Here is a 23,443-nt window from a genome sequence, read left to right on the forward strand (position 1 = left end):
ATATATTTGCGCAAGGCAGGCGTAAATTATATGTACTCTACGAGAGTAATATGACAAATAGATCACACAAGACCTGTTATTTTAGGTTTTTAATTCAACTAATTGTTGATAATCATTGAGCACGTTTTGAAAATATACAGGGTCTTTATTTATCATACGTGTGTAATGCTTAATTAACTGGCAAAGATACATTCTATGAGCTGTGTTGTTTTCTTCCCACATAATTGTACCTGTTGAGCTAATAGGTTGTTCGCTTTCAAAACTAACGTGTAAAACTTCATAAAAACGTTTATTTTCTAATACTATTTGCTCTGTAACTAAGCCTAAGCCTAATTTATGCAGCCCTTTTCTCAAGCTATAAGTATGATGTACTGGGCATAAAATAAAGCTTAATTTTGATAAATCATGATTGGTGTTATTTATTATTATTTGCTGTACTAACTTAAGCAATAATTCCCCTCCCACACCAGCAATAATAACAAGTTGCTTTGCTGAAGGAGTTAGTTCAAGACAGCCAACGTCCTGACACTTTACCTGCCACTGTTTAGCTGTTTGCGCGCAGCTAAAACGAGTTAATGTTTTGCTCAAATCAGCCATTAATGCAGGCACAATATCAACAAAAATAATTTTATCCGCAAGATTGCGCTTTAAAATCGCCATACCTAAAAACCCATGATCACAGCAACAATCCCAAATGATATCGTAAGACTCTGTGATCAATGTGTTTATAGTATTAAGGCGGTTACTCAATTTCATTTATAGTGACGATTGCGACGTTTTATAGATCAACACTTTTAAGCTTCTATCACTGTCTACATCAACAAAACCTTGCGTAGGTGCTAAACGTTTAACAAACTCAATTGCACCTTGCGTATGCTCGCTAATGAGCATTTTAAACGACTCTTCGCTTAATTCTGGGCTGTTAGCGCATAACAATAGCTGCGTGTTGCTATTGAGTACCTCTGGCAAGCGACGCAATACTTTTTGATAATCTTTAGTGAGTATAAAGCTGCCTTTTTGAAAGCTGGGTGGATCAACAATAATTAAATCAAAAGGCCCTGCTTTTTTGAGCTTGCCAAACGATTTTAAAATATCGTGCGGTAAAAAACTTACGCCGCGATCAAAGCCATTTAATTGGTGATTTTGTTTGCCAGTGCGTAGCACTCCTTTATTCATATCCATGTTTACAACACTATCTGCACCACCATGCATTGCCGCCACTGAAAACCCACACGTGTACGAAAATAAGTTAAGCACCTTAGCGTGTTTACTCTGCGATTGCACAAACTCTCGACCACTGCGCATATCAGGGAAAATACCGGTGTTTTGGCGGCTCATTAAGTCAACTAAAAAGGTCGCAGCGCCTTCTTTTACTGTATGCGGTTGTGGTAACTCGCCATATAACAAGCTGTTTTTTGTTTGTAGGCCTGCGCGCTGTTGAAACACCAGCGACGTAACGAGTTCTTTTGCGTGCGTTTGTGACCACTGCCATACAAGCTCGCTTAACTGCAATAATGTTTGATCATCCACTTCTTCATACGATACTAAAAATAAACATGGCGGATAAAAATCAATATTTAAATGACTTAATTGCGGCGTAGTGTGCCCACGGCCATGAAAAACACGGCAAAGTTCATTGTTTGCCAAAGGCGCACCTTCGAGTGCTGTAATAAGGGGTGTAAAATTATGCATTTTTAATTAACTGTTGTTGTAGTTCATGGATTTCATCACGTACAGATGCGGCTTTTTCAAATTCTAAGTCACTGGCATAGGCATGCATTTTTGCATCAAGTTGCTTGATTTGCACTGCAATCTCTTTAGCGCTTAGCACTTGTTTACTTTCTTTACGGATCAGTTTTAAATTATCTTTTGGACCCGCTTGTTCGCCGGTATCCATAATATCGGTGATTTTCTTAATTAACGCTTGCGGCTCAAGGCCATGCTTTACATTATAAGCATGTTGGATCTCACGGCGGCGCTGCGTTTCGTCAATCGCTTTAGCCATTGATTTAGTCACACGATCGCCATATAAAATTGCACGACCATTAAGATGACGAGCGGCACGGCCAATCGTTTGAATAATTGCGCGTGCTGAACGTAAAAAGCCTTCTTTATCTGCATCAAGTATCGCAACAAGCGACACTTCTGGCATATCTAAACCTTCTCGAAGTAAGTTAATGCCCACTAACACATCAAATACACCGGCCCTAAAATCACGAATTATCTCAATCCGCTCAACAGTATCTATATCCGAATGCAAGTAACGCACTTTTACATCATGCTCAGCAAGGTAATCGGTTAAATCTTCTGACATACGTTTAGTCAACGTGGTTACTAATACCCGTTCATCAATCTCAACGCGCTTGTATATCTCCGACAGTAAATCATCAACTTGTGTAGCAACTGGACGCACTTCAATTTGTGGGTCAAGTAAGCCCGTTGGGCGAATAACTTGCTCAGCAATGTCATCACCGCAGCGTTCAAGCTCAAAATCACCAGGGGTTGCTGAGACATAAATAGTTTGCGGTGCAATTGCTTCAAATTCTTCAAAACGCAGTGGTCGGTTATCCATCGCTGATGGCATACGAAAACCATATTCTACGAGGTTTTCTTTACGACTACGGTCGCCTTTATACATGGCGCCTATTTGCGAGACTGTAACGTGGGATTCGTCGATGATCATCAATGCATCATCAGGTAAATAATCGAGTAAAGTTGGTGGTGGATCGCCCGGTGTACGCCCTGATAAATAGCGACTGTAGTTTTCTATGCCTGAGCAATAACCCAGCTCGGTCATCATTTCAATATCGTACTGAGTGCGTTGTGCAACTCGCTGCTCTTCGACTAACTTATTCGCACTGAGCAACTGCGCACGACGATCTTTTAATTCAGCCTTGATATGCTCAACCGCATCAAGAATTTTTTCTCTAGGTGTCACGTAGTGCGTTTTAGGATAGATAGTTGCACGGACAATGTGTTTCTCAACAGCGCCCGTTAATGGGTCAAAAATGCTCAAGCGTTCTATTTCATCATCAAACATTTCTACGCGTACTGCAAACGTGTCTGACTCCGCAGGAAAAATGTCCACAACTTCACCACGAACGCGATAAGTACCACGACTAAAATCAATATCGTTACGTGTATATTGAATTTCAGCTAAGCGACGCAGCATATCGCGCTGATCAACTTTTTCGCCTACTTTTAATAACAGCATCATCTTCATATATGATTTAGGATCGCCCAAACCATAAATAGCTGATACCGATGCCACAATAATCGTATCCCGGCGCTCTAATAACGCTTTTGTTGCACTGAGCCGCATTTGTTCTATGTGTTCGTTAATTGATGCATCTTTTTCAATAAATGTGTCACTTGAAACTACATACGCCTCAGGCTGATAGTAATCATAATACGATACAAAATATTCAACTGCGTTATGAGGAAAAAACTCTTTCATCTCGCCATATAGCTGCGCTGCTAACGTTTTATTATGTGCCATGATGATCGTTGGACGATTCAAATCACTTATTATGTTAGCCATTGTAAACGTTTTACCCGTGCCCGTTGCGCCTAACAAAGTTTGATGAGCAAGGCCAGCTTCTAGCCCTTCACACAACTGAGCAATCGCGCTTGGTTGGTCGCCACTAGGGGTAAACTTTGATACCAATTGAAAATGGTCACTCATGCATGGCACTCCTTAATTGGTTGATTACTTATTGCATTAAGCTCTTTCATAAACCATTTATATGCCACTATACCGGTAAAAACATTACCAATAGCTGCACCAATTAATAGCCCATTCAGACCTGCAAGCTCATTACCTAAATAAGCAAAAGGGATATAAAATATAAATAATCTAATCACACTTAAAAACAATGCATTCATTGGTTTATGCAACGCGTTGAATGACGAATTTGATAAAATAATAACACCTTGAAAACCATAACTCAGCGGCAAAATATATATAAATAATTGTATAACATCGATAACCACTTGCTCTTTACCGAACAATTGACTGATTACCCCCGCGCATGCAATCAATACTAAATAAATAATAAATTGCCAGATCATCACAAACTTTAAAGTTGTTGTGTAAGCTTCTTTAACTCGTCCAAGTTTACCTGCTCCAAAGTTTTGGCTGATAAACGGAGGTAAAGTCATCGATAAAGCTAACACCACTAAACTAGCAATTGACTCAATCCGACTTCCGACCCCAAATGCCGCAACGGCCTCTGGCCCATGAAACGCCACAAGCATCGTCATGATCGCCATTGCAATAGGAGTAAGCATATTAGCGCCCGCTGCTGGTAATCCAATTTTTAAAATTTTACGAATCGAACTTATCGCAGTTTGTTTTTTTGCTTTTAAACTGAGAAGCCTTTTTTTTACGGCTAGTAAATATAAAATGATCACTACAGCCACAGACCACGCAATGACACTGGCTATTGCTGCGCCTTGAATACCTAGTGCGGGAATGGGTCCGAAACCAAAAATAAGCATTGGATCAAGCACCGCATTAATCAGCCCTGCCCCGCCCATTACAATACTGGGTGTTGTTGTATCACCACTGGCCCTCAACACTGAGTTACCAACCATTGGCGTAATTAAAAATACACTACCAATAAACCAAACACTCATATAGTCATGGATCAACGGCAATACCTGCTCACTGGCACCTAATAAAGTAAATATTGGATTGATCAGCACATAACCCAGCAACGATAAACACAACACCATTACCACTGCAATTAACAATGCCATGCTGGCATCAAAACGTGCTTCTTCTAATTTATTACTCCCCAGCGCTTTAGCAATAACAGCTGATGTACCAATGCCAAGCCCGATCGCCAAACTAATGACGGTAAACGTAACCGGAAAGGTAAAACTCACCGCAGCTAAGGGTTCTGTTCCAAGTAAACTAATAAAAAATGTATCAACGATATTAAACATCATTAACGTGATCATGCCGAATATCATCGGGACCGTCATTTTTTTCAATGTTGGTAATATGGGAGCATTTAATAAATCGGGAGATGTTTTGGTCTGCAAGGTTGCACGCATGAGAATAAATAAGCCTCTTTTACTAAGCAGACTATTTTAAAGCATCATCGCTTTGCAAGCCACGCATTTATACACTGAATGTAAATTGAGTTAGAAAACCGCTGATAAAGTAAGGAAAACTTACTTTTTTACGCCCTTCATAAATAAATTTGTATTAAACCCCTATTAAAACAATAAAAATACATTTAGATAACTAAAATTACAAAAACGCTGCGTGAAACGCTGATTTTTTACACAATAATTTTGTATATCAAATCGTCACGAATAAATTTACTCATCAAAGGCGCTACTTTTACAATGCTTTATTAAACCACTGTTTTATAAGCATTAAAAAAAACTGATTTTAATGCTTGATATCCTTACAGAGCCCTAGAACAGTAGTCCCGCAGATGTTCTTAAAGTTTCATAAACAGAGTTATCCACAGAAACCGTGGATAACTCTCTCAAAGCCGCATTTATAAAGGCTTCTGAAGCAACCTCAAATACTGCTCTATAACTTAGTTGGCAAATACTAACTTTAACAGAATTGACTTAAACAGCTCAAAAAACAAACTTAGCGTGTAAATACTGTAGCCGCCGACCAAAATTGATAATTAGCACGGGTTTAAATGATAAACCCTTTTTTATCATTTACCCCGCACGAGGTAAGATGATAAAAGCAGGTTAATAAAAAAGCAGCTTTCGCTGCTTTTTTATTCGGTATTTGTCTTTGCTAATTTGAGAAGCGCTGAGATAGGCTGTGAGAGGTCTTCACCTGTCTCATATTGCCTGTCTATGAGCTCCTCAGCGCCTCTAATCAACTCGATGAACTCACCGTGAGGGTTATTAGTAAAGTGCTTTAAATGGGACGTACGGCTCGCTAGCTTGCGATTTCGTACTAAATCTACAATATCCTTTGGCACACCTTCTTTACTTAATAAACCGCATAACTCTGCTAAAGACTCATCTGTTATCTTTTGCAAATGTCTTTCTGGTATTTTTACCATCGCTTCAAGCATGTAGAAACGATAGGAAAAAACGCCTAAAGCGACAATGCCGCAAAGCAACAACAATACAATAAGAACATCCATACTACATTACCTTTTAACTTGCCTCGGGATAGTAAAACCAACGCTAAGAACAGCAAGTTAGCATTTATCCCTATGCTATATATATCCCATAGTAGCCAGCTATCATCGCCATACTCATTTGGGCTACTATCAAAATTAAGTGCAACAATGTTGCGGTCAATAAACATTAATGTGTTTAAAAGCCCGTTTGCGGCCATGGTAATAAAAACCAGTTTAACCTGCTCGCTGAACATTACCCCAAATAACCAATGAAAACCTATCACTGCAAACGCTTGGAAAAGTGAGAAGATTGCCCATGCTAAGTACCAATAATAAATCTGGTCATCTATAAGCAATAAACTCAATACGTTGCTGTGCAAGTAATCACCCAATGCTAATCCGGCAGACATAACTCCTGCTGAAATAGCAATAGAAAAACTCTTAGGCTTGCGATAAACGGCCAACATAAATGCAACTATAAAAGCAATTAACTCAAGTTTATTTAGTGAGTAGCTTACAATCACATCAATAGTTGGCAGCTCCATTATTGAGGTTTTTTATCTTTAATTGGGTGTCCGCCGCCGCCGTTCATTAGTTTCATTTCTGATTCTAACGCTGCTGCAAAATCAACTTTCTGCTCCGTTGTTGGTTTTACTTGTGGTTTGTTTTGCTGCTGTAATGCGTTTGCATTAGATAGATTGATAGAATTATCAATTTTCATATTTAAACTCCTTTATTATTAAATATGGCTGCAAAATCTACATTAACGTCTCTATTCTTACAACAAAACAGTACATTTACACTTCAATTTCAGTAAAAGGTAGTAGAGGTGCTGAGCCAACAATCCTGTCATTTTCTACATATACCGCACCAGTTTGAACACTATCACCTAGCACAATGCTTTTGCTGCTGTCGCTGTATTCGACTAGTGTTGTGCCGTTTGTGTTTACAGTGACTATTGTTGCTATGGTGCGTTGGGTTTTATCGAGTACTGAGCCGAGTCTGTTTAGTGTGTTAGACATTGCTGATCACCTGTATGGTTTGGCTAACTGTAATAGCGCCTTGGTCGCTGATACTGGCGTTAATTGTCATGCTGTCGCAGGTGGCTTTAAATACTGAATCTGTGTAAGTAATGCCAACTAACATACCAGGGCGGATTGGCGGTAAGTCGTCTAAAAGCTTGGTTCTAATTGTAGTGTTTTGTTTGTTACCGCTGTTAGCCAGCTCACACGTTCCGCGTTGGCGTGCTGCTTGATTATGTGTGATTAGCGTGTCTACAACATCATTGGCAAAATGATCACCTAGCGTACCCGCACGTTTGATTTTACACGCTACGCCTTGCTGCTCACCTCGTACAAATACTGCGTTATGCTCTTGATTGATGGTTTGGCTAGTGCTGTGCTCAAGAATGATTGAATCGTTAAGGATCACATCACAAATTGCATTTTCGGTATCCCAAGGCATTACGGGCCATGCTGGGACGACTGAGACAGTTTTAGTTGCGTCGTTAATATCGAGTATTGCGCCGACTGACTTAGCCACACTTAACAGTGCCGCAGCTGGGGTTAAATTTGTATAAGTAAACGCGCATGTTGGGATTGGATAATCAATCATTTTATTATCGAGTGACCACCCCGTATTAACGAGTATGTCAGACATGATCCCCGCCAGTGTTTTAGCGGTTGGGTTAGCGTAGTTTGTAGCCCTTGCGTAAGGGTTAGATAGTAACGCAAAACGACTGCGGCAACTTGCGCTATAGCTAGCATTTGCAAAGCGGTAACTAGTGCTTGGCTGCTCACAAATCACATAAAAGTCATAGCCATTTATTGAGATTTTAAGTTCGTGGCCTAGGGCGCGCTCAAGGTCGATGCGTGAGCAAAATTTAACATTAGCTGTTGCACTAAATTGACCGCGAGATATAGAGTAATTAACGCTGTTGATTAGTATCTTTAAATCGTCTGAAACACGCACACAATTGATTGTTGGCTGCATGATGTATGTATTCCTAATTTGTGGTTCGATTGGGATTTTGCGATTAATTGTTGGTACGTCATCATCACCGCGAACAAGGCCGCCGGGCAGGCCCCAATAGCAAACTTTGTCAGGGTTGTTAAAACGCATGACTAAGCGCCCGTTTTGCACTGTTGCAGGCTCTGTGAACTCTAAATTCACATAACCTTTAAACGGATGATTGCGCCAATAACAAATGTATTCTTTGTCTGTCTCACCGTAGTGTATTACTAGCTCACGGGACTCTAAAAGCGGCTTTACATGCCAATGTAGCTCTTGGGCTGATTTTAGCAATTCAGAGCTGTTCCAAAGCGCTTTAAATTCGGTATGTTCAACATCTAACTGAGTTAGCCAGTTAAAGTCATACTCGTTGTACTCAATGTTGGTGATGATTTTATACGGCATTTGAATAACGTTTGATACATAGCCGCTGTTGCCCCATGTAACGCTGTTTTGTGCTGTAACTAATGCAATGGTTTGCCAGTCAAAACTAAAAGCCATAGGGGTTAATTCAGCGTTGCTAAAAGCCGTTTCAAACTCTGTTTTAACTGACTGCGTTTGCCATGCGAGCGCTTTGCCTTGCGTGATTAATGCCGGGTTTAACCAGCTTAAATCTGATTCGATGCCAATGTTTGGTTGTAAAAAAGGTAACGTTGGATCAACGGGCCCAGTGTCATCACCAAAGCGCATAATCAGCGGTGATGTATTTATTGTATGCGGTTTAGTAAATCGCATCACTAATACAGCATCATTGCCAACGGCTTCATTAGTGACATCCATGTCACTTTGATAACTTAGTGAAAATGGCGATTTATTAACGCTGTACGAGCTAATAAAACGTAGTTTCAACATTAGACTGACGGCTCATAAGCTTGGGGGTTTAAAGGGTTAAAAGTAACAGCATCAACGAGCATGCATTTAACATGATCTGCTATTTGTGCGTTAAATTGCGCATTGTCATCGAGTATTACACACATCAAATCTGTGCTATTTGCTGTTTCTTTTGAAAAGAATCTAAATGCTTGATTGTTAACACGCTGATGCCAAACCAGCTCGCCCGTTTTACGATTGAAAATTTGTAGGCGCTCAGCGTTTGGATCTATATCAACGATTAATGCGGAAACAATGTTTGTTAATTGTGGCCACAATATAAGTGGTTCAAAAGTTAGCATTACCATTGCTCCAAATTAATCCAAACAGCGCTAGCTCTATCGCCTGTGGATGGTAAATTCAGATGTAATTGATTATTTATTGATTTAATAAAGTAAAGCGGCTCATTAAAATAACCAACTTCTTGAGATGCAAACAAGCCCGGCATAATACCTCTGACTACAGGGTTTGTAGCTGAGTTATAATTTACAGCTCTTGTTTCATGGTGTGTATCCGAGTAACTATTAAAAATATAAGATGGTGACATAAAGGTGATTTCTGGCGTTTCTCTTTTTGCTGTATCATTTTTAATGCTATTACCACCAACGCCAAACAGGTTTCTCACTGTAAAAAACCAAAAGTTTGGCGGTGACTCTAAGGTATAACCCTTGATTGAAGAGGACGAACCTGAGTCAACTAATTGTCCTGATAAATATTCAGAGCTCCCCGGATTAGTGTGATCGTTTAAGCCATTATATCCACCAAAAAGTATAAATCTATTTTGATCACTCGGTATTATTTTATCAAAGTCACCCACAAAAAATGCAGGATAGTAAAGATAGTTCAAGCTTGACACTGAGGTCTGATTTGTCATCTTTGTAATAAAATAAAAGGCATTTGACGTGCCTATTACTAGCCACTCTGGGAACAAGTCATAACCGAATGTGCCCCCTTTCATTTTGTAAGTTGATTTTGGGGACGCTTGAACTAAATTATCAAAATCAACGAACGATTGGCAGCATTGGATTATGACTTTCTCACCTATTTCATCTGCACCATTTTCAGACTTTAAAACATAGCTACCACCTGATCCACCAGTTGCAATATCATTGACAAAAGAGACTTGATTTAAAGCTCCTTCAAACTGAATTTGCCAGCCCAGCGGCTGTTTATCACCGTATCCTTCAACTAGGCATTTTTTAAAAACATTAATAAATTCACTAGGTCGTCCTTCTGTTATTTGCGGTGCGCCGGGGTCGTCCCAGCGGTACATTGTTACTGGTAAAGCCATAATTTAATCCTTATTTCCACGAAAACTTAGGGTTGAATTGTCACGCACTATTTCGCTGTGACCAGGTGATACTGAGCGCGTAACCATGGTTGGTTTACTTGCAGTTAGAGTCTCGAATAAAAATGCTTCACCGGGGTTTAGTCCTGCACCAAACGCCTCTTTACGTAATATAAAATACGGTGCGCCTGCGAATGAGTTAATCGGCGCACAGTCGTTTAGCGTGTCGCCGCTGTAAATGTTACCGACTGATTCTCCAATCACGTTGTAAGCGGTTGTTGATGTAAATACGATGGCCCAGCGCTGGGATATTGCGCCAATGTTGGTTAGCTCGATTGGGTATTGAGTAGTGTTAATTGCGCTTGATGCAGCAGCGCCAGTATCACCAAAGTTGTTTTGCCATGCCGCTAATGTTCGCTCGTCCTTAGTTTGCGCTTGAAAGTCACCCAGCACTTGCACACTACTAACCGTTGCGCCTGCCGGATAAGAACGGCTCAATGGTGTTAGTAGACTTAATGTGTTGCTGTCGATTGCATCAATCAATGCAAGTTCAGACTGAATTACAGTGATAATAAACGGTGGTGAAAATACGCTTATACCTGCGTTTATTGTGATTTCACCTGTTGCTGAATCATAGCTGTAATTGTCACCAGTCACAGACCAACAACTTGCACCGGTGCTATCAACAATATCGATAAAATCAGCATCAGCTAGAACTGTAATTGTTTGGCCGCTTGATAATGTTGCAGCAGCTGTACGCTCACGATTTTGCACGCTAACAGGGTTAAACTCATGGAATATACGCACAGTGCCATTGTTTGGTAGTGTTGATGTATTAAAGCCGCCTGGCGGTGCAGGTACTGTTGTTACATCAATTTCATTGTAATCGTAACTAATTGACGCGGGTTTTACTGGCTCACTAAATGTTACGTCAACATAGCCTGTTTCGCTTACTGTACCTGTACAATTAGTGCCGGTGATATTGCCACTTATATCGCTAGACGCTGAGAACGTAGCGCCAGATGCAGTTTCAAATGTGATGTACAACGAGTCACGAGCAAAAGATGAAGACGGTAATTGCCAATTCTTTTTAGTTAGTGACGGATTGTTTACACCAATGGTAACGCCTAAGTTCTCTTCGACTGTGCCATTATAATCAACGCCGTCTATATCTGTTATTACGCCTGTGTCGTAGTCAATCGTTGCAAATATATAGCCGTTTGCTATAAACCTACCTTGTGAATCGTCTTTGTAGACGTTGTTTTCACCGACTTTTTTGAGCCTTGAGTAACCCGGTAATACACGTTCACCAGCAGATAAATTAACAGTATTGCCATCAGCGAAAGAATGAAAACGGTAGTCTTCATTTGACAAATAAAACAGCGTGAAATATTGCCCTTCTGACACAAAAACTCGTTGCTGGTTACTAATAACCCCATTTTCAAGCTCTAGCTGATGCTGCTCTAATTTAAATGTATAAACACCATAACGACCACTTAAATCTCTGGTGTATCGCTGGTACTCAGCATAAAAAACCGGGTTTGAAAGTAGTAAATCTGGCAGCTCTATATTTACGTCATTTATCATGCCGTAACTTAAAATTCGATGTTCTCTAAGCACTGAACTATTACTTGGTTTTAAACCTATTTTTGTGTTTACGGTAGTTATGCTTGGCGTTAACGTACGTGTGATTGACTCTACTGTTAGCTCTTGGCCTTGTGCTGCTACTGGCGCAGTTAATAAACTAGTGCCGTGGTACTTTGTGCTAGCTAATGACAAATAAGGCAGCATTTCAGCGACTGTGTCGGTGTCTTTTAGGTCTTTAGCTTCAACTAGTAACACATTTACAAGCGGGTCATCGGGTTGGTCGCTTAGAAATATATGCGCGTCTTGCAAGCGGCTTGAATCGTCTGTGCTAAGGGCAGGATATAATTTAACGAGATCAAATGATGATCGGGCATGGTCAATGTCACTAATTGAGCTAAACACAGCGTTTAATTTACCGCTGACAATGGCATTGCTTGTACGGTGGCCGCCTGCGTGTGGCTCGTTGCCAATGCGCTGGGGTTTTAATATTTTTAAATCGGTTCTTTTCATTATATTTCCTATTATAAAAAGCGCTTTAAACAGTTTTTAAACGTAAGTTAATGTTTTGAAAGTGTGTTGGTGCCGAGTCTGAAAAATGCGTATGCGGCACGGCTTCAACAGCTTTTTGGCTGTGGTCCCACACGACATTAAACACAGTGCCGCGTATTGTTATTTCAAACGCTGTGAGGGTTGTTTGTGCATGCTCATGCAATGGTGTAAATATGCTAGCGTCTTCAAAATCACTGTATAAATAAATTGGTCGTCCTGCGGTTATCGGTGTTTTTTCAATGTGCTGCGCGCCGTTTAATGCGCGTTCGGTTTGCTCGGCTACTGGTAAATAATCAAACTCATTGAGCCAGACAAAGTTATCCAGGCTTTGTGCATTTATTAAAATCATTGGGTGTTACTCAACTGTTCAAGTTTTTGTAAAAACTGTTCTTCAAAATCAGCTAATAAACTGGCCGATTGGCCGCCAGGTAATGCAAGTTCTAACCGGACTGTTTTACCGTTGGTGTTACTAGTAAAAGTCTGCTGGCTTTTAAGTATGGTGATCAATTCACGTACAGCAGTTGTAAGGCTGTTTAAATCGCCGTTAGAGGCGTTATTACTGGGCGTATAGCTTGGTGTTGGTGCAGGCGTATAAGACTGTACTTGTTCAACAGCCTTTTGAGTGGTGCTTTGCGCTTTTATCGCTTGCTGTTGTGCGTTAATGGCTGCGTTTAACGTGCTCTTTTGCTCACGCGTTAGATATGTAAGCTGTTTATTGATTTTGTTGTATAGATCATTCAGTGCTTTGCTACTGCTGGCGTTATCAATTTGGCCGCTAAACTTATTAAATTGAGCGCTCTGAGTCTTGGCATAGCCGCGTTTTTCTTTTTCTTCGCGTATCGCTTTTGTGTCTAAGTCATACGGGCTATTACCGTTTTTTTCTTGGTAATCAACAATCGTATTTACACCAGCGCCTTGCGCAGTGTTATAGCGCACAACACTGCTCGCTGCGCGTGATGCAGAGGCAGCAACACGTTCTAACTCTTCTTTTTGCTCGCGTAAGCTTTTTGATGCAGATTGATTTGCCTGTACTTGCTCTTTGGTAGCCTGAGTTCCTGCTCTCGTAGATGCAGTTGCCGCATCTTGTGCGCCTTTAAAATCACCCAGTAGGTTATTTACAACACTTAATACATCGCCTAAACGTTGTTTTTCATAGTTGTACTGTTTCGCTGTTAAGTTACCTGCTTGATAGCGGTCATTTAAGCGCTCAAGTTCGTCAGTTAAACGTCTATGCTCGCGTTGCAATCCGTCTAAGCTTGAAAGCTCTAACTGCTGCACACGTGTTAGATCGTTAGTTTGATCTGTTAAGCGTTGCTGCTGAATAGTTAGTGCTGCCTGTGCTTGTGTTTTCTGCTGAGCAGTAGCTGTACTGCTTGCTATTACTAGTTGATTAGCTTTTATTGCATCACGGGTTTGCTCTAATTCGCGTGTAAAGCGGTTTACTGCATCGCTGTTTGTGTTATTTACTTGTACTAATTGCTTTGATTTTTCAATCAATTTATCAAGTTCTTTCGTTAACCCCAGTGCAGCAGCTGCGGCTTGAATGCTTGATGGCACGGTTTGATCTGTTGCGTCAGCGGCAGCAATGGCAGCCTCAGCCCACTTTAAATAGGCTTGGCGTTGTACGGCTAATGGCTGCTCTGATTCTTGCATTAGTTCATACGCTGCGCGTAATTTATTAGCGGTATCATCGAGCGCTTTTGATGATGTTAAGCCTAGTTCGGCATAGGCTTTTTCTACATCGCCCGCGAATATTTTTTGACGCTCGAGTAATGCGCCGTGTTCTTCAAACTTTACTTTTAGCGCATCTAAAATGGCTAACTGGCCCTGGTACTGTTCACCAGCGCCAGCAATTGCAACACGGGCAGATTCTATGCTTTGTATAAAACCATCAACGCCGACTTTTACACCGTCTAAGCTTGTCGCCTGCTGCTCTAATGACTGGATGGTTTTAAGGGCTTCGGGGAGTGAAAGGGTAAGCAGCTCTTGGCGCTGGCGCTCGGCCTCTGTTGCAGCTGCTGTGGCTTCGGCTAATTTGCGCTGTTGGTATTCAATATTGATATAGCGCTGGGTGGCTTCGTCCCAAACAAGCTTACCGCTTTCTATCAATGCATCTAATTCTGCTGAATTACGGATGATCAAACCCGTAGAGTTCGCCAGCAATTGCAATTCATCTGCTAATGCTTTGGCTTGTATTGCACTTGCTTGTTGCGACTTCCTGAGTGATTCCTCAGCCACGAGTAAATCTTTATACAGTAAACCAACGTCGATTAACTCGGTAATTAACCAGGTATATAATCCCGCTTTACCTACAGCCTTAAGCGCAGTACTCCATTTAGCTGCTGCAATGCCTGCGGCATTAGTTGCAACTGTGGTTGAACCAATAGCAGCGGTGTAGGTTCTTAGTGATGCAATGGCCGTGGTTGCGCCGCTGATCACACTGCTAAAATAGTTACCCACTTTAAGCGCCAGCCATACTTTAGCGACAGTGGCTATTTCTTCGCGGTATTCGTAAAGCGTGGTGGCCGCACCTTTAATTGCATTACCTGTGCTTACGATTGTATCGCTAATTTTTTGCGCCCATTCTTGCAAGCTGCCATCTTTCGCCATTGCTGCAAACTCAGTATTAAGCGCTGTAATATTGGCTTTTAACCAATCAAGTGCGCCACTTTGTGCGATTAAGTTATAAAACTGAGCCATGTTGTCTTTAGCGTTTGACACTTGCCCGCTAAAGAGCGCCATTTGTGCCGCAGCAGAGCCAGCACTTGCACGGCCCATTTCATCTATCAAGCCTTTAATTACATCACGGCCCAACTTGCCTGCGCTTGATAGCTTTTGTAGCTCCTGAACGTTTTTTCCCGCTGATTTTTCTAATAAATCCCATACGGGTATACCGCGTTCAACAAGCTGTAGTATTTCCTCACCTTGTAATTTTTGTTTCGCCCAGGCTTGGCCTAATGCCAGGCTAACGCCTTGCACCTCTTGAAAGCCGCCACCTAATTTAAATGTCTGGTCGGTAATGGCCTGCATGGTGCCATCCATAGGATCAAGACCGAACGCTTTTAGTTTTACAAACGCCTGGCTTACTTCATCTAGTTGCAATGGCGTTTTTAAAGTAAAGTCTTTTACCCATGCAGTAGCTTGTTCGCCGCCTGCAATGCCCCCCATAAGCCCCTGCATTTGCACGCCTAGCTTTTCAAATTTATCACCGGTGGTAAATACTTGGGTTACAGCTTGGGCCACACGGTCAAGGCCAACATAAGCCGCAGCAAGTGCGGTAACTTTGCCAATTACACCGTCTAAGCTTTGTGCTTGAGCGCGTTGGGCTGTAGTGCCTTGGCGCAATTCATTACTAAACTTATCGACAGAGCGGCCAGATTTATCAAACTGGGCAGCTAAGTCACGCTTGGCTGCACGCAGGTTATTAGTATCAACATCAGAGCGTTTAAGGGCTGTTTGTAATGCTGCATGCTTACTTGTTTGCTGGGTAAGCTCGGTGCGCATTTGCGTTAAATCTTTCTCAGCGGCTTCTAATGAGCGCGCGAGTTGCACAAATGGCTTATCGGTGTTTTGGGCTTCGGTTTGTAATTGGTCGAGTGCTTGAGCTGCTGCCGCTGTGGCTATTTCTTGTTGTTCTAATTTTTGTTTTGACTGCTCAAATGCACGTATTAGATCAGCTTGATTAGCTAATCCGTCTAATTCGTTGGCGAGCTTGCCAGCTGTGGTGCTGGTTTTTTTGGCGCTGTTATCGGTTTGATCCAGTGATTCACTGAGTTTATCAGCAGCAGGGTTAGCCGCATCTGCGCTTTGCTCAATATTTTTAAGCTCTGTTACAAGCTGCTCAATATTTTGCTTGCCTGTTGCTTCGGCAACAATGCGTAGGGCTAATTCAAGGGTTTTATCTGCCATGGGTTCAACTCAGTTTAAACAGTGTTTAAATGGGGGAATAAAAAGGCTCAAGGGCTGAGCCTTTTGGTACGAGGTAATTGATTAAGCGTCTAGCTCGTCAATGTAGAATGGCTCATCTTTGCCATTTACAAGCTTTGCTGTGCCCTCTAGTGCAGCACTTACAAACTCACTGCCGGCTAAATCAAGCTCTTTAGTTGGCATCATTGAGGTGTCGTAAATTTCAAAGTTGACTTGCTTACCATTGGCTAAGTTGGTGCCTTCACCAAAAATACGTAAACGTGTTTGTGACTTAGTACCGCCTTTTATACGTTTGCCGGTGCGGGCGTTATAACTGCCCGTAATGGTAATGCTGCCACCAGCGGCAAGCGAGCCACCTTTGATTGAACGGATCATGCCGAGTGCAAAGTTAAACTCGTAATCAACGCCTGCAACTTTAGTTTCAGTGGCTTGCTTAACAACGACGTCATCAGTAAAGTTTTTACCACCAACGGCAACCCACGACTGATTATCAGGTAATATCACTTCTTTATCTGTTAACGTACCCGCCGCATCGTTAATGGCTGCAACTTCGCCCATTAATGCTAAAGCCACCATTTCGGCGGGTTGATCATCAAACTCCCATGTAATGGCCGCTGGCTTTGCAATTGTCACATTGTCTAGCACTTGGCCTTTGCTGGCCTTTTTATTTGATGTACGGACGACTGAATCAGCCTCAGTTTTAATACCGAGCTTAGTGGTGTTAATTGGGCCAAAGATTTGGCCGGTGCTTACGCCTTGTTCGTTTAAGCGATCAACAAAAATATTGCCCGCAAGTAAAATACCGTCGCTCATATTAAAGCGCTCCTTTAAGAGTCATTTGACATGTAAAAGCCAGCGGGTAATACGCGTGACCTTTGGTGTATTGGGGTTTAGCTGGGGTGTTTACTCTAAGCCATGGCCCCGTACCGTTAAGTACTTTGCCCGCCATAGCGCGAATAATGTTAGTTAAGTGCTCGCCTGCGTTATCTTGCTTACGAACGACTAATACAACTATCCATGTTTGCGTTAGCTTCATTAAATAGCCGGCGTTTTTACTCTCTGGTAAATTATCGCCGTAATAGATTAAATGAAGGCTGGGTGTTGTTTGGCGGTCTTCTTTGATGTCTGCTAGTTCATCACTCAAGCAAACGCGTTTAATGCCAGGCACTTGTTCAAGCGCTTGTTTAAGCGGGTTTTGAGCTGCAAAGTAGTCAGTGGTAATTTCAAACATCAGATAAATCCTTTTGTTTTTTCACGCGCAAATACAGAGCCAGCACTTTGTATTGTGGCGGTGTCTTGCACTTTGGCGTCTTGGCCTAGTGCATCAACGCCTATGCTTAGCTCGCCTTTTGCTACTGACATTAAAAATTTAATTGCGTCCTTGTAGCGTGTTTCTACATGCTCAGGCACATCGTTTGTGCCGAGCTTATAGCGAGCAATATCACAACAAAACTGCTCAAGTAGATTAGGAACGGTGACAAGCGGCAGCTCATAACGCCCAGCTAAATAGCCATTAATCACGTCGCTTGCATCGTTTATAGCCTGCTCAATAATCGCGGTATTAATCACATCAGCGGGGGTGTCTTCGCGCTCACTTAAATAGATAAGATCACGCTCACCAAAGCGCTGTTGCATTGCGGTTATTGTTGCGTAAGCCATTTACTCGCCCTCGCCTGCTTTGGCTGCTTCTTGTAGCCATTGCCACGCTAAATCACGAGTAAGCGCAGGTACTTTAACTTTAATTACTTCGCCTTCGGTTTCGCCTGGCGCTTCATAAGCGACCTGAGCACAGCTAGGCTGCTCTGCAAACTGTGCATCAATCATTAGCGCAATAACGGGCTGTAGCTCAATTGGGGCTTGAGTGTAATCAACGTTTGTATAGAGCTTGGGAGCGTCTAAATCTGCACCCAGGTTATTTGCGTCCAGCTGTGATTGCGGCGCAGTACTCGCATCGAGCGGTATAGCTTGCACCGATAAGCGTGGATCACTTTCAATTGCTTCAAGCTGCTCTTGGTCAAGACCATCGGCGGGGATTTCATTTTTACCTTGGTTGAAACTGAGGCCAGCTCGGCGGTAGCCTGTTGGCTGCATGCAACTGACAATAACAGCAGAGATAAGGCTGATTTTAAGCGTTTTTGCCATTTCATTATTACTCCTGGTTTCAAAGTATGGGGCTATAACGCCCCATACTTAGTAGGGTTTAACTATTGATGGGATTAAAGGTAATCAGCGACTAACAGCTCTACGCGGCCTTTAAGTTCGTTTGTACTATTCGCGTCAAGCTCACGCTCTAACAAGCGAGTAGCTTTCTTTTCCATACCGCTAGGAACAACTAGTAAAGTAGGTTTCACACCAAGCTTACGGCCACCATCGGCTTTAAAACCACGCATTTTTTCAATGCTGTCCCATAGATTGTCTGCATTAAGTTCACGCTTATTGCCATAGGCTAACTGCCAGAAACCAAAGCCAGCTGCATCACGACAATCAACACCGTAGCGATATTCTTTACGGGTAAACACGGCCTCATCGTCAATCTTGGTCATAGCGACTAGAGTTGGCTTTTTGCGTACTTGGAAAATAAGAGGCTTGAGGGCCTTTTTGCAATCAAGTACATACCAAGCCTCACCTGTGTAGCCTGCATCTTCTGTCATGTTTGAAACTGATTCGACTGCACCAGTGCCGTCTGCATTTTCTGCAACTGGGTGGTCGGTATCAAAGAAATATTGGCCGTCATAACATGGGGTAGTGAATCCCGCAGCTAACAGTGGAAAGCACATTTCATCGGGGTGAATCTCGGCCGCACTGCCCATCTCTTTAAAAATAGGTGCATATACACCGAGGTTATCGTCTTCAATATCGTTACGTTCAACCCCTACGGTTGACTCGTAATCGTCATTGGTGATGGTGTAAACATGTGATTTCATACTTTGTACGTTACGATCACCAACCCATTTCGCTAAAGTTGGAAACTTACCCAACCAGCCATAGGTATTACTTGCTGAGGTTGAGGGGATCACAGTTGCAATTTTTTGATACTGCGGCTCAGCTTCTGATTTACCGTCTTCAAATTCTTTTTTATAGCCAGTAAATAACGCTTGTAAAATTGCTGGGGTCACTAAAGCCATTAGTTTTGCTCCTGTTTAGCTTTGGCAAAGGCAGCATGGCTAAGACCTAATTGGTCTGCGGCATACTTGTCTTCTGCGGTGAGTGCTGCTAAGCCGTCTTTGTCTTGCTCTGGCTTAGGTGTATGGGTGGTTTGCTGAGCGGTAAGGCTTGCAATCGGTGAACGGGCATCTAACACTGCTTTTAACGCTGCAACGCCCTGCTGATTACCTAACGATGTTAAATATTCAACTTCTGACGCAATAATGCGGCCGTCTTGCTTGGCTTTATTTACTTCTTGCTCAACCGATTGCGTGGCGCTGCTGCTTTTAAGCGCGACCATTTCAGTGTGCAAAGCGTTGTAAGTTTCAACTGGCACATACTTAGCTAAATTAACCTCATTAGGGCTATTGGCTTTAAGTGCTGCAACGGCGTCATTGGCGTTACTTAATTGAGTGGTGAGCGTGTCGGCTTCATCAGCCTTGGCTTTTAGAGCGGCGAGTGCTGTTGTTGCTTTGGTGTAATCTGCATCGGTGACGTTATCACCATTCACAGTGACACCTAGCAAGCTCAGCAATTTTTGAGCTGCATTCATGGGTATACCTCCATTGTTAACATGGGTTTTCGTACTATTTAAAGAGCTTTTTAAAACGGCTACTTTGTCCATACCATCAACCGCTGGGTCGTTAGTTAAGGCAAAGTGGCGTAATTTGGTTGGGCGGCCTGTTTGTTTGTCGTAATGAAAAACAGGACTAATAAAGCGGTATTCGTCGTTTTTTAGGTGTGCGCGTGCGTTAGGTGTCCAACGAACGTTAAGAGCATAAAGCCCCTCGCCTGGCACATACTCTAAATCGCTTGGGTTAAACCACCCACTGGCAGGGGCTGGCTTGCCATTGGCCTCGGCGTGTAGGGTTTGGTGCTCGTAGTCAAAATGGTAATCGTTAGTGCGGGTGCTAGCTGTGCTTTTTAGTAGCTCAAATGCGGCTTGGTCAAGTAACCAAGCATTATCAGGCACATCGAATGGGCGGCCATCGTGTGAGTTAAAATAGCCGTCTGGCATCACCATTACGCGCTCGCTAACGCCTTGCTCGTTTATTTCGCTTGCAAAGCGGCACGCAGCAAAGCCCAAATCTGCAGGTTTGTTTGCTGATAAAACAGCAAGCGCCGATGTAAGTGCAGCGGTTTCAAGTAAGCTGGTTTTGATAGATGGTTTTTTCATGGCTGAGCACAGTTTGAATAATCTGTGCTCAGTATGGATTTAGATTTGCTTTAGTTGGCCGTGCGGTGTTTCGGGAATTAAAAAACTTTTAACTGATAAATTTAGAAAAGCTATCTTTTAATTCCTCGGGCTTAATAAGTCTCTTACTATATAACCAATTTTTGTGTTGGTTACCGAGATCTATTACACCTGTATTTTTTGTTTTGTCGCGGGGATTTAACTTCACATTTAATTTTCCATGCCTTAAAAAAGCATTTCTCGGAGTCTTCCAAACAAGTTTAGGTTGATTATTCCTTACATCATCAAGCACGCAGTACACCATACTACCATCATTTATCAAATAAGTTCTTTGCTTGGATGTTTCAAAAATCTTAAGTATTTTAGGCTTCTGTTGCTTACTTTTAACTTGGGCCAAATTCAAGATTTTATCTTCATCACGAAACAATGATTTTTTATCATAAAACTTCGCAAAGAAGTTCATTATAGTATTACTGCTGCTCCGGTTCTGGGTCATTCTTGATTGCCTCCTTTCCTGCTTTTTCAGCAAACTTTGCAAATATGAATGGCCAACTTAGTCCCACTAAAACACATGCTCCGATGCTTATCAAAAATACTTTTAAAGCAATTCCAAGAAAGCCAATAAAGAATGCACCAACAGGCCAAAACAATAAAAGTAACAATGTATTTTTTAAACCATGTTCAACTTTTAAAATCGACTTTTTAAAAAATAAATAAACAAATAAGTCACATATGGCTACTATTAATCCCATTAACATACATCCCAGCATAAATATTAGTACTGGATAGTCGTAATCCGCATGAACTATTACTTCTTGCTTTAAAAAAAGAGACTCTAAACCATCAATAGTAGTTTTCATTTATCATAAATCCTTTATCTCACTTATCAGCTAAGAGTATCTTTTGGTATTGGTCATCTTCAACAATAACCCTGTTTAAACCGCGTTTAAAAACTATCCAGGGAACTTTAACAAAAAAAGTAAGGGCTTTGCTAGGCATTCTATAAATGCTCGCCTTATAGTTGATTCCATTAACTTTAAGACTTCTGGACAGGCTTATCTTCATTTTTTAGTTTGTCTCTTATATCGACTTTCTTAATAAGCTCCATCATCAGCTCTTGCGTATTCAATGGAAAACTATCTTGTTGATTTAAGTTTGTTTGCCTTGAAGCAAAGATTCGTTCTGCAATTGAGATTTTAATTCTGTTTTGGTCTGCTTCTGGGAGTGACGCGATGTAAGGTGTTATTGCTTTTAAATCTAACGCAGTATGGTGGTAGTTATATTGTTGCTCGCGGTGCTTTGTTGATTCTCTGGAAAGGTATGCGGCTGGTATTGATAGAATAAACACTAGCACAGTTCTGAAAATTGAACTTTCCCAATCAAAACCTGAGTGTGTTGAATCATAAAACGAATAGCAAACGATATATATAATAATACCCATACAAGCTAAAGAGCCAAGCCTTAACCAATTAGCTGCTTTTTTTTCATCAGCTGCACTATAATCATAATCTTGAGCCATTGTACGATTAGCTGATTGCTCTAATAGCTCATCCATTTGTACACTCTTTGCATTTAGATCTTTTAAAGTACTATCAAATACTTCCCTAATAGTTTCTGTTTTTAAGTGTAATTCTTTAAACCCTCGTTCAGCAGCGGCTTCCAAGCCGTTAATTGCTGATTGATGACTTTTAAACAGCTTATCTGTTTGTTTGTTATACTCATTAAGCTTTAATTTCAACTCACCTTCTATAATATTCATTGATGCAGTTACAAGTTTTTTTTGAGCTTTAGAAAAACTAAAACTATCAGACTTTTCTGACACATTAAGAACACTTATTAATGTATTAATTTGTTTTGATATGAAACTAGCAAGTGCCTTAGCATCGGATGAAAGTTCATAGATTTCTAGATATGAACCAATGAAAATTTCAAAAGAATTCTCTAAATTGTGTATATGATTTGCAATTTTTATAATACTTAGTTCTGGTTCTATTAATGAGTTTTCCAAACGAAATGAGCGTACTTCAAACTCATTTAAAAATGAATCATCTATTCTATTTATTGCATCAGAAACATCATTATTAAGAGCTTCAAAGTTATTTTCCAATTGTGTAACTTCTTGTTCAATATCATTTATGTTGCCAAGAATTCCATTTTTTACAATAGCCTCACCGAAAATATCCTTTTTCAGTTCTATATAGTTCTCATTTATTGAATCTATAATTCTAAAAACTTCTTTTACTAACATGATTCCATTCCTGATTATTTTTATTGTAAATTTGCATCTATTCTACATAATTTTGTATAGATTAAGCTAAAAAGTCACTCAATATCTCAATCACTTCTTTCTCATCATCTTGCGACAACCCCAAAAACGGCCTTGCTGGTATAACGGCTAACCTCGGTATCATATCACTAGTGCCGCCAAATTGATGAATAGCGGCGTATTCCATATTGGTGCCAAATTCTAACGATTCGTCCCCGACGTTATAAGCAAACGTGTCGCGTAGTATATCGTTTAGCCTGAGTATTTTATCTTTATTCTTTTTTTTGCTCTTAGCGTAGTCTGGGCTAAGTGCCTGCCACGGGTCACCATCTGGGCTGCGTTGCTCGTCAAAGTGATCACGGTGGGTCAACATTAAATGCTCGCCCACATTGCCAAGTGCTGGGGCTAAGTTGTCTAGGTTCTTTACCAGCTGGGTTAACACATCACTTACGGCCGTTGCGCCCTCTGTGCTTATGTCAATACTCGCACCTGCCATA

Annotated in this window: 24 protein-coding genes; all 24 read right to left on the reverse strand. The window is 41.4% G+C overall.

Annotated elements, in window-relative coordinates:
• Window positions 1-81: 81 nt before the first annotated feature.
• Window positions 82-756 (reverse strand): tRNA (adenine(22)-N(1))-methyltransferase, encoded by a 675-nt coding sequence (locus HJP15_RS18880; RefSeq protein ID WP_054455017.1) that lies wholly within the window; start codon window positions 754-756, stop codon window positions 82-84.
• Window positions 757-1,692 carry a class I SAM-dependent methyltransferase gene (locus HJP15_RS18885; RefSeq protein ID WP_170174345.1) on the reverse strand — a complete coding sequence of 312 codons (936 nt, stop codon included), beginning with the start codon at window positions 1,690-1,692 and terminating at the stop codon, window positions 757-759.
• Window positions 1,685-3,685: an excinuclease ABC subunit UvrB gene (gene uvrB, locus HJP15_RS18890; RefSeq protein WP_054205715.1), complete on the reverse strand. Its 2,001-nt coding sequence runs from the start codon at window positions 3,683-3,685 to the stop codon at window positions 1,685-1,687. The genes HJP15_RS18885 and uvrB overlap by 8 nt, the downstream gene beginning before the upstream one ends.
• Window positions 3,682-5,061 carry an MATE family efflux transporter gene (locus tag HJP15_RS18895; RefSeq protein ID WP_170174346.1) on the reverse strand — a complete coding sequence of 460 codons (1,380 nt, stop codon included), beginning with the start codon at window positions 5,059-5,061 and terminating at the stop codon, window positions 3,682-3,684. Before HJP15_RS18895 ends, uvrB begins: the two co-directional genes overlap by 4 nt.
• Window positions 5,062-5,753: 692 nt before the next feature.
• On the reverse strand, window positions 5,754-6,131 hold the full coding sequence (locus HJP15_RS18900; RefSeq protein WP_249365895.1) for a hypothetical protein: 378 nt from the start codon (window positions 6,129-6,131) through the stop codon (window positions 5,754-5,756).
• Window positions 6,083-6,655, reverse strand: coding sequence for a hypothetical protein (locus HJP15_RS18905; protein WP_170174347.1), 573 nt, complete (start codon window positions 6,653-6,655; stop codon window positions 6,083-6,085). Before HJP15_RS18905 ends, HJP15_RS18900 begins: the two co-directional genes overlap by 49 nt.
• On the reverse strand, window positions 6,655-6,831 hold the full coding sequence (locus HJP15_RS18910; protein WP_170174348.1) for a hypothetical protein: 177 nt from the start codon (window positions 6,829-6,831) through the stop codon (window positions 6,655-6,657). The genes HJP15_RS18905 and HJP15_RS18910 overlap by 1 nt, the downstream gene beginning before the upstream one ends.
• A gap of 76 nt (window positions 6,832-6,907) precedes the next feature.
• Window positions 6,908-7,132 carry a hypothetical protein gene (locus HJP15_RS18915; RefSeq protein ID WP_170174349.1) on the reverse strand — a complete coding sequence of 75 codons (225 nt, stop codon included), beginning with the start codon at window positions 7,130-7,132 and terminating at the stop codon, window positions 6,908-6,910.
• Window positions 7,125-8,972, reverse strand: a complete 1,848-nt coding sequence (locus HJP15_RS18920) for a hypothetical protein (RefSeq protein ID WP_170174350.1) — start codon at window positions 8,970-8,972, stop codon at window positions 7,125-7,127. Before HJP15_RS18920 ends, HJP15_RS18915 begins: the two co-directional genes overlap by 8 nt.
• Window positions 8,972-9,292: a hypothetical protein gene (locus HJP15_RS18925; protein ID WP_170174351.1), complete on the reverse strand. Its 321-nt coding sequence runs from the start codon at window positions 9,290-9,292 to the stop codon at window positions 8,972-8,974. The genes HJP15_RS18920 and HJP15_RS18925 overlap by 1 nt, the downstream gene beginning before the upstream one ends.
• Window positions 9,292-10,281 carry a hypothetical protein gene (locus tag HJP15_RS18930; RefSeq protein ID WP_170174352.1) on the reverse strand — a complete coding sequence of 330 codons (990 nt, stop codon included), beginning with the start codon at window positions 10,279-10,281 and terminating at the stop codon, window positions 9,292-9,294. Before HJP15_RS18930 ends, HJP15_RS18925 begins: the two co-directional genes overlap by 1 nt.
• Window positions 10,282-10,284: 3 nt before the next feature.
• A complete protein-coding gene (locus HJP15_RS18935) occupies window positions 10,285-12,375 on the reverse strand; it encodes a hypothetical protein (RefSeq protein ID WP_170174353.1) in 2,091 nt (696 codons plus the stop codon).
• 25 nt (window positions 12,376-12,400) lie between these two features.
• Window positions 12,401-12,763 (reverse strand): hypothetical protein, encoded by a 363-nt coding sequence (locus tag HJP15_RS18940; protein WP_170174354.1) that lies wholly within the window; start codon window positions 12,761-12,763, stop codon window positions 12,401-12,403.
• Window positions 12,760-16,323, reverse strand: coding sequence for a tape measure protein (locus HJP15_RS18945; protein ID WP_170174355.1), 3,564 nt, complete (start codon window positions 16,321-16,323; stop codon window positions 12,760-12,762). The genes HJP15_RS18940 and HJP15_RS18945 overlap by 4 nt, the downstream gene beginning before the upstream one ends.
• 81 nt (window positions 16,324-16,404) lie before the next feature.
• Window positions 16,405-17,154, reverse strand: coding sequence for a phage tail tube protein (locus HJP15_RS18950; protein ID WP_170174356.1), 750 nt, complete (start codon window positions 17,152-17,154; stop codon window positions 16,405-16,407).
• 1 nt (window position 17,155) lies between these two features.
• Window positions 17,156-17,572 (reverse strand): phage tail terminator protein, encoded by a 417-nt coding sequence (locus HJP15_RS18955; RefSeq protein ID WP_170174357.1) that lies wholly within the window; start codon window positions 17,570-17,572, stop codon window positions 17,156-17,158.
• On the reverse strand, window positions 17,572-18,000 hold the full coding sequence (locus tag HJP15_RS18960) for a gp436 family protein (RefSeq protein WP_170174358.1): 429 nt from the start codon (window positions 17,998-18,000) through the stop codon (window positions 17,572-17,574). Before HJP15_RS18960 ends, HJP15_RS18955 begins: the two co-directional genes overlap by 1 nt.
• Window positions 18,001-18,483, reverse strand: a complete 483-nt coding sequence (locus HJP15_RS18965; RefSeq protein ID WP_170174359.1) for an HI1506-related protein — start codon at window positions 18,481-18,483, stop codon at window positions 18,001-18,003.
• A 74-nt stretch (window positions 18,484-18,557) separates the two neighbouring features.
• Window positions 18,558-19,466 (reverse strand): Mu-like prophage major head subunit gpT family protein, encoded by a 909-nt coding sequence (locus HJP15_RS18970; RefSeq protein ID WP_170174360.1) that lies wholly within the window; start codon window positions 19,464-19,466, stop codon window positions 18,558-18,560.
• The gene (locus HJP15_RS18975) at window positions 19,466-20,662 is read right to left on the reverse strand and encodes a phage protease (protein WP_170174361.1); all 1,197 of its coding nucleotides are present in this window, start codon (window positions 20,660-20,662) and stop codon (window positions 19,466-19,468) included. Before HJP15_RS18975 ends, HJP15_RS18970 begins: the two co-directional genes overlap by 1 nt.
• 88 nt (window positions 20,663-20,750) lie before the next feature.
• Window positions 20,751-21,176, reverse strand: coding sequence for a hypothetical protein (locus tag HJP15_RS18980; RefSeq protein WP_170174362.1), 426 nt, complete (start codon window positions 21,174-21,176; stop codon window positions 20,751-20,753).
• Complete coding sequence (locus HJP15_RS18985) at window positions 21,151-21,540, reverse strand: hypothetical protein (RefSeq protein ID WP_170174363.1); 390 nt, start codon at window positions 21,538-21,540, stop codon at window positions 21,151-21,153. Before HJP15_RS18985 ends, HJP15_RS18980 begins: the two co-directional genes overlap by 26 nt.
• Window positions 21,541-21,716: 176 nt before the next feature.
• Window positions 21,717-22,928 (reverse strand): hypothetical protein, encoded by a 1,212-nt coding sequence (locus HJP15_RS18990; RefSeq protein ID WP_170174364.1) that lies wholly within the window; start codon window positions 22,926-22,928, stop codon window positions 21,717-21,719.
• Window positions 22,929-22,989: 61 nt separating this feature from the next.
• Window positions 22,990-23,442, reverse strand: a complete 453-nt coding sequence (locus HJP15_RS18995) for a phage virion morphogenesis protein (RefSeq protein ID WP_170174365.1) — start codon at window positions 23,440-23,442, stop codon at window positions 22,990-22,992.
• Between the last annotated feature and the right edge of the window lies 1 nt (window position 23,443).

This window comes from Pseudoalteromonas sp. NEC-BIFX-2020_002 (assembly GCF_013002825.1).
Lineage (GTDB): Bacteria > Pseudomonadota > Gammaproteobacteria > Enterobacterales > Alteromonadaceae > Pseudoalteromonas > Pseudoalteromonas neustonica.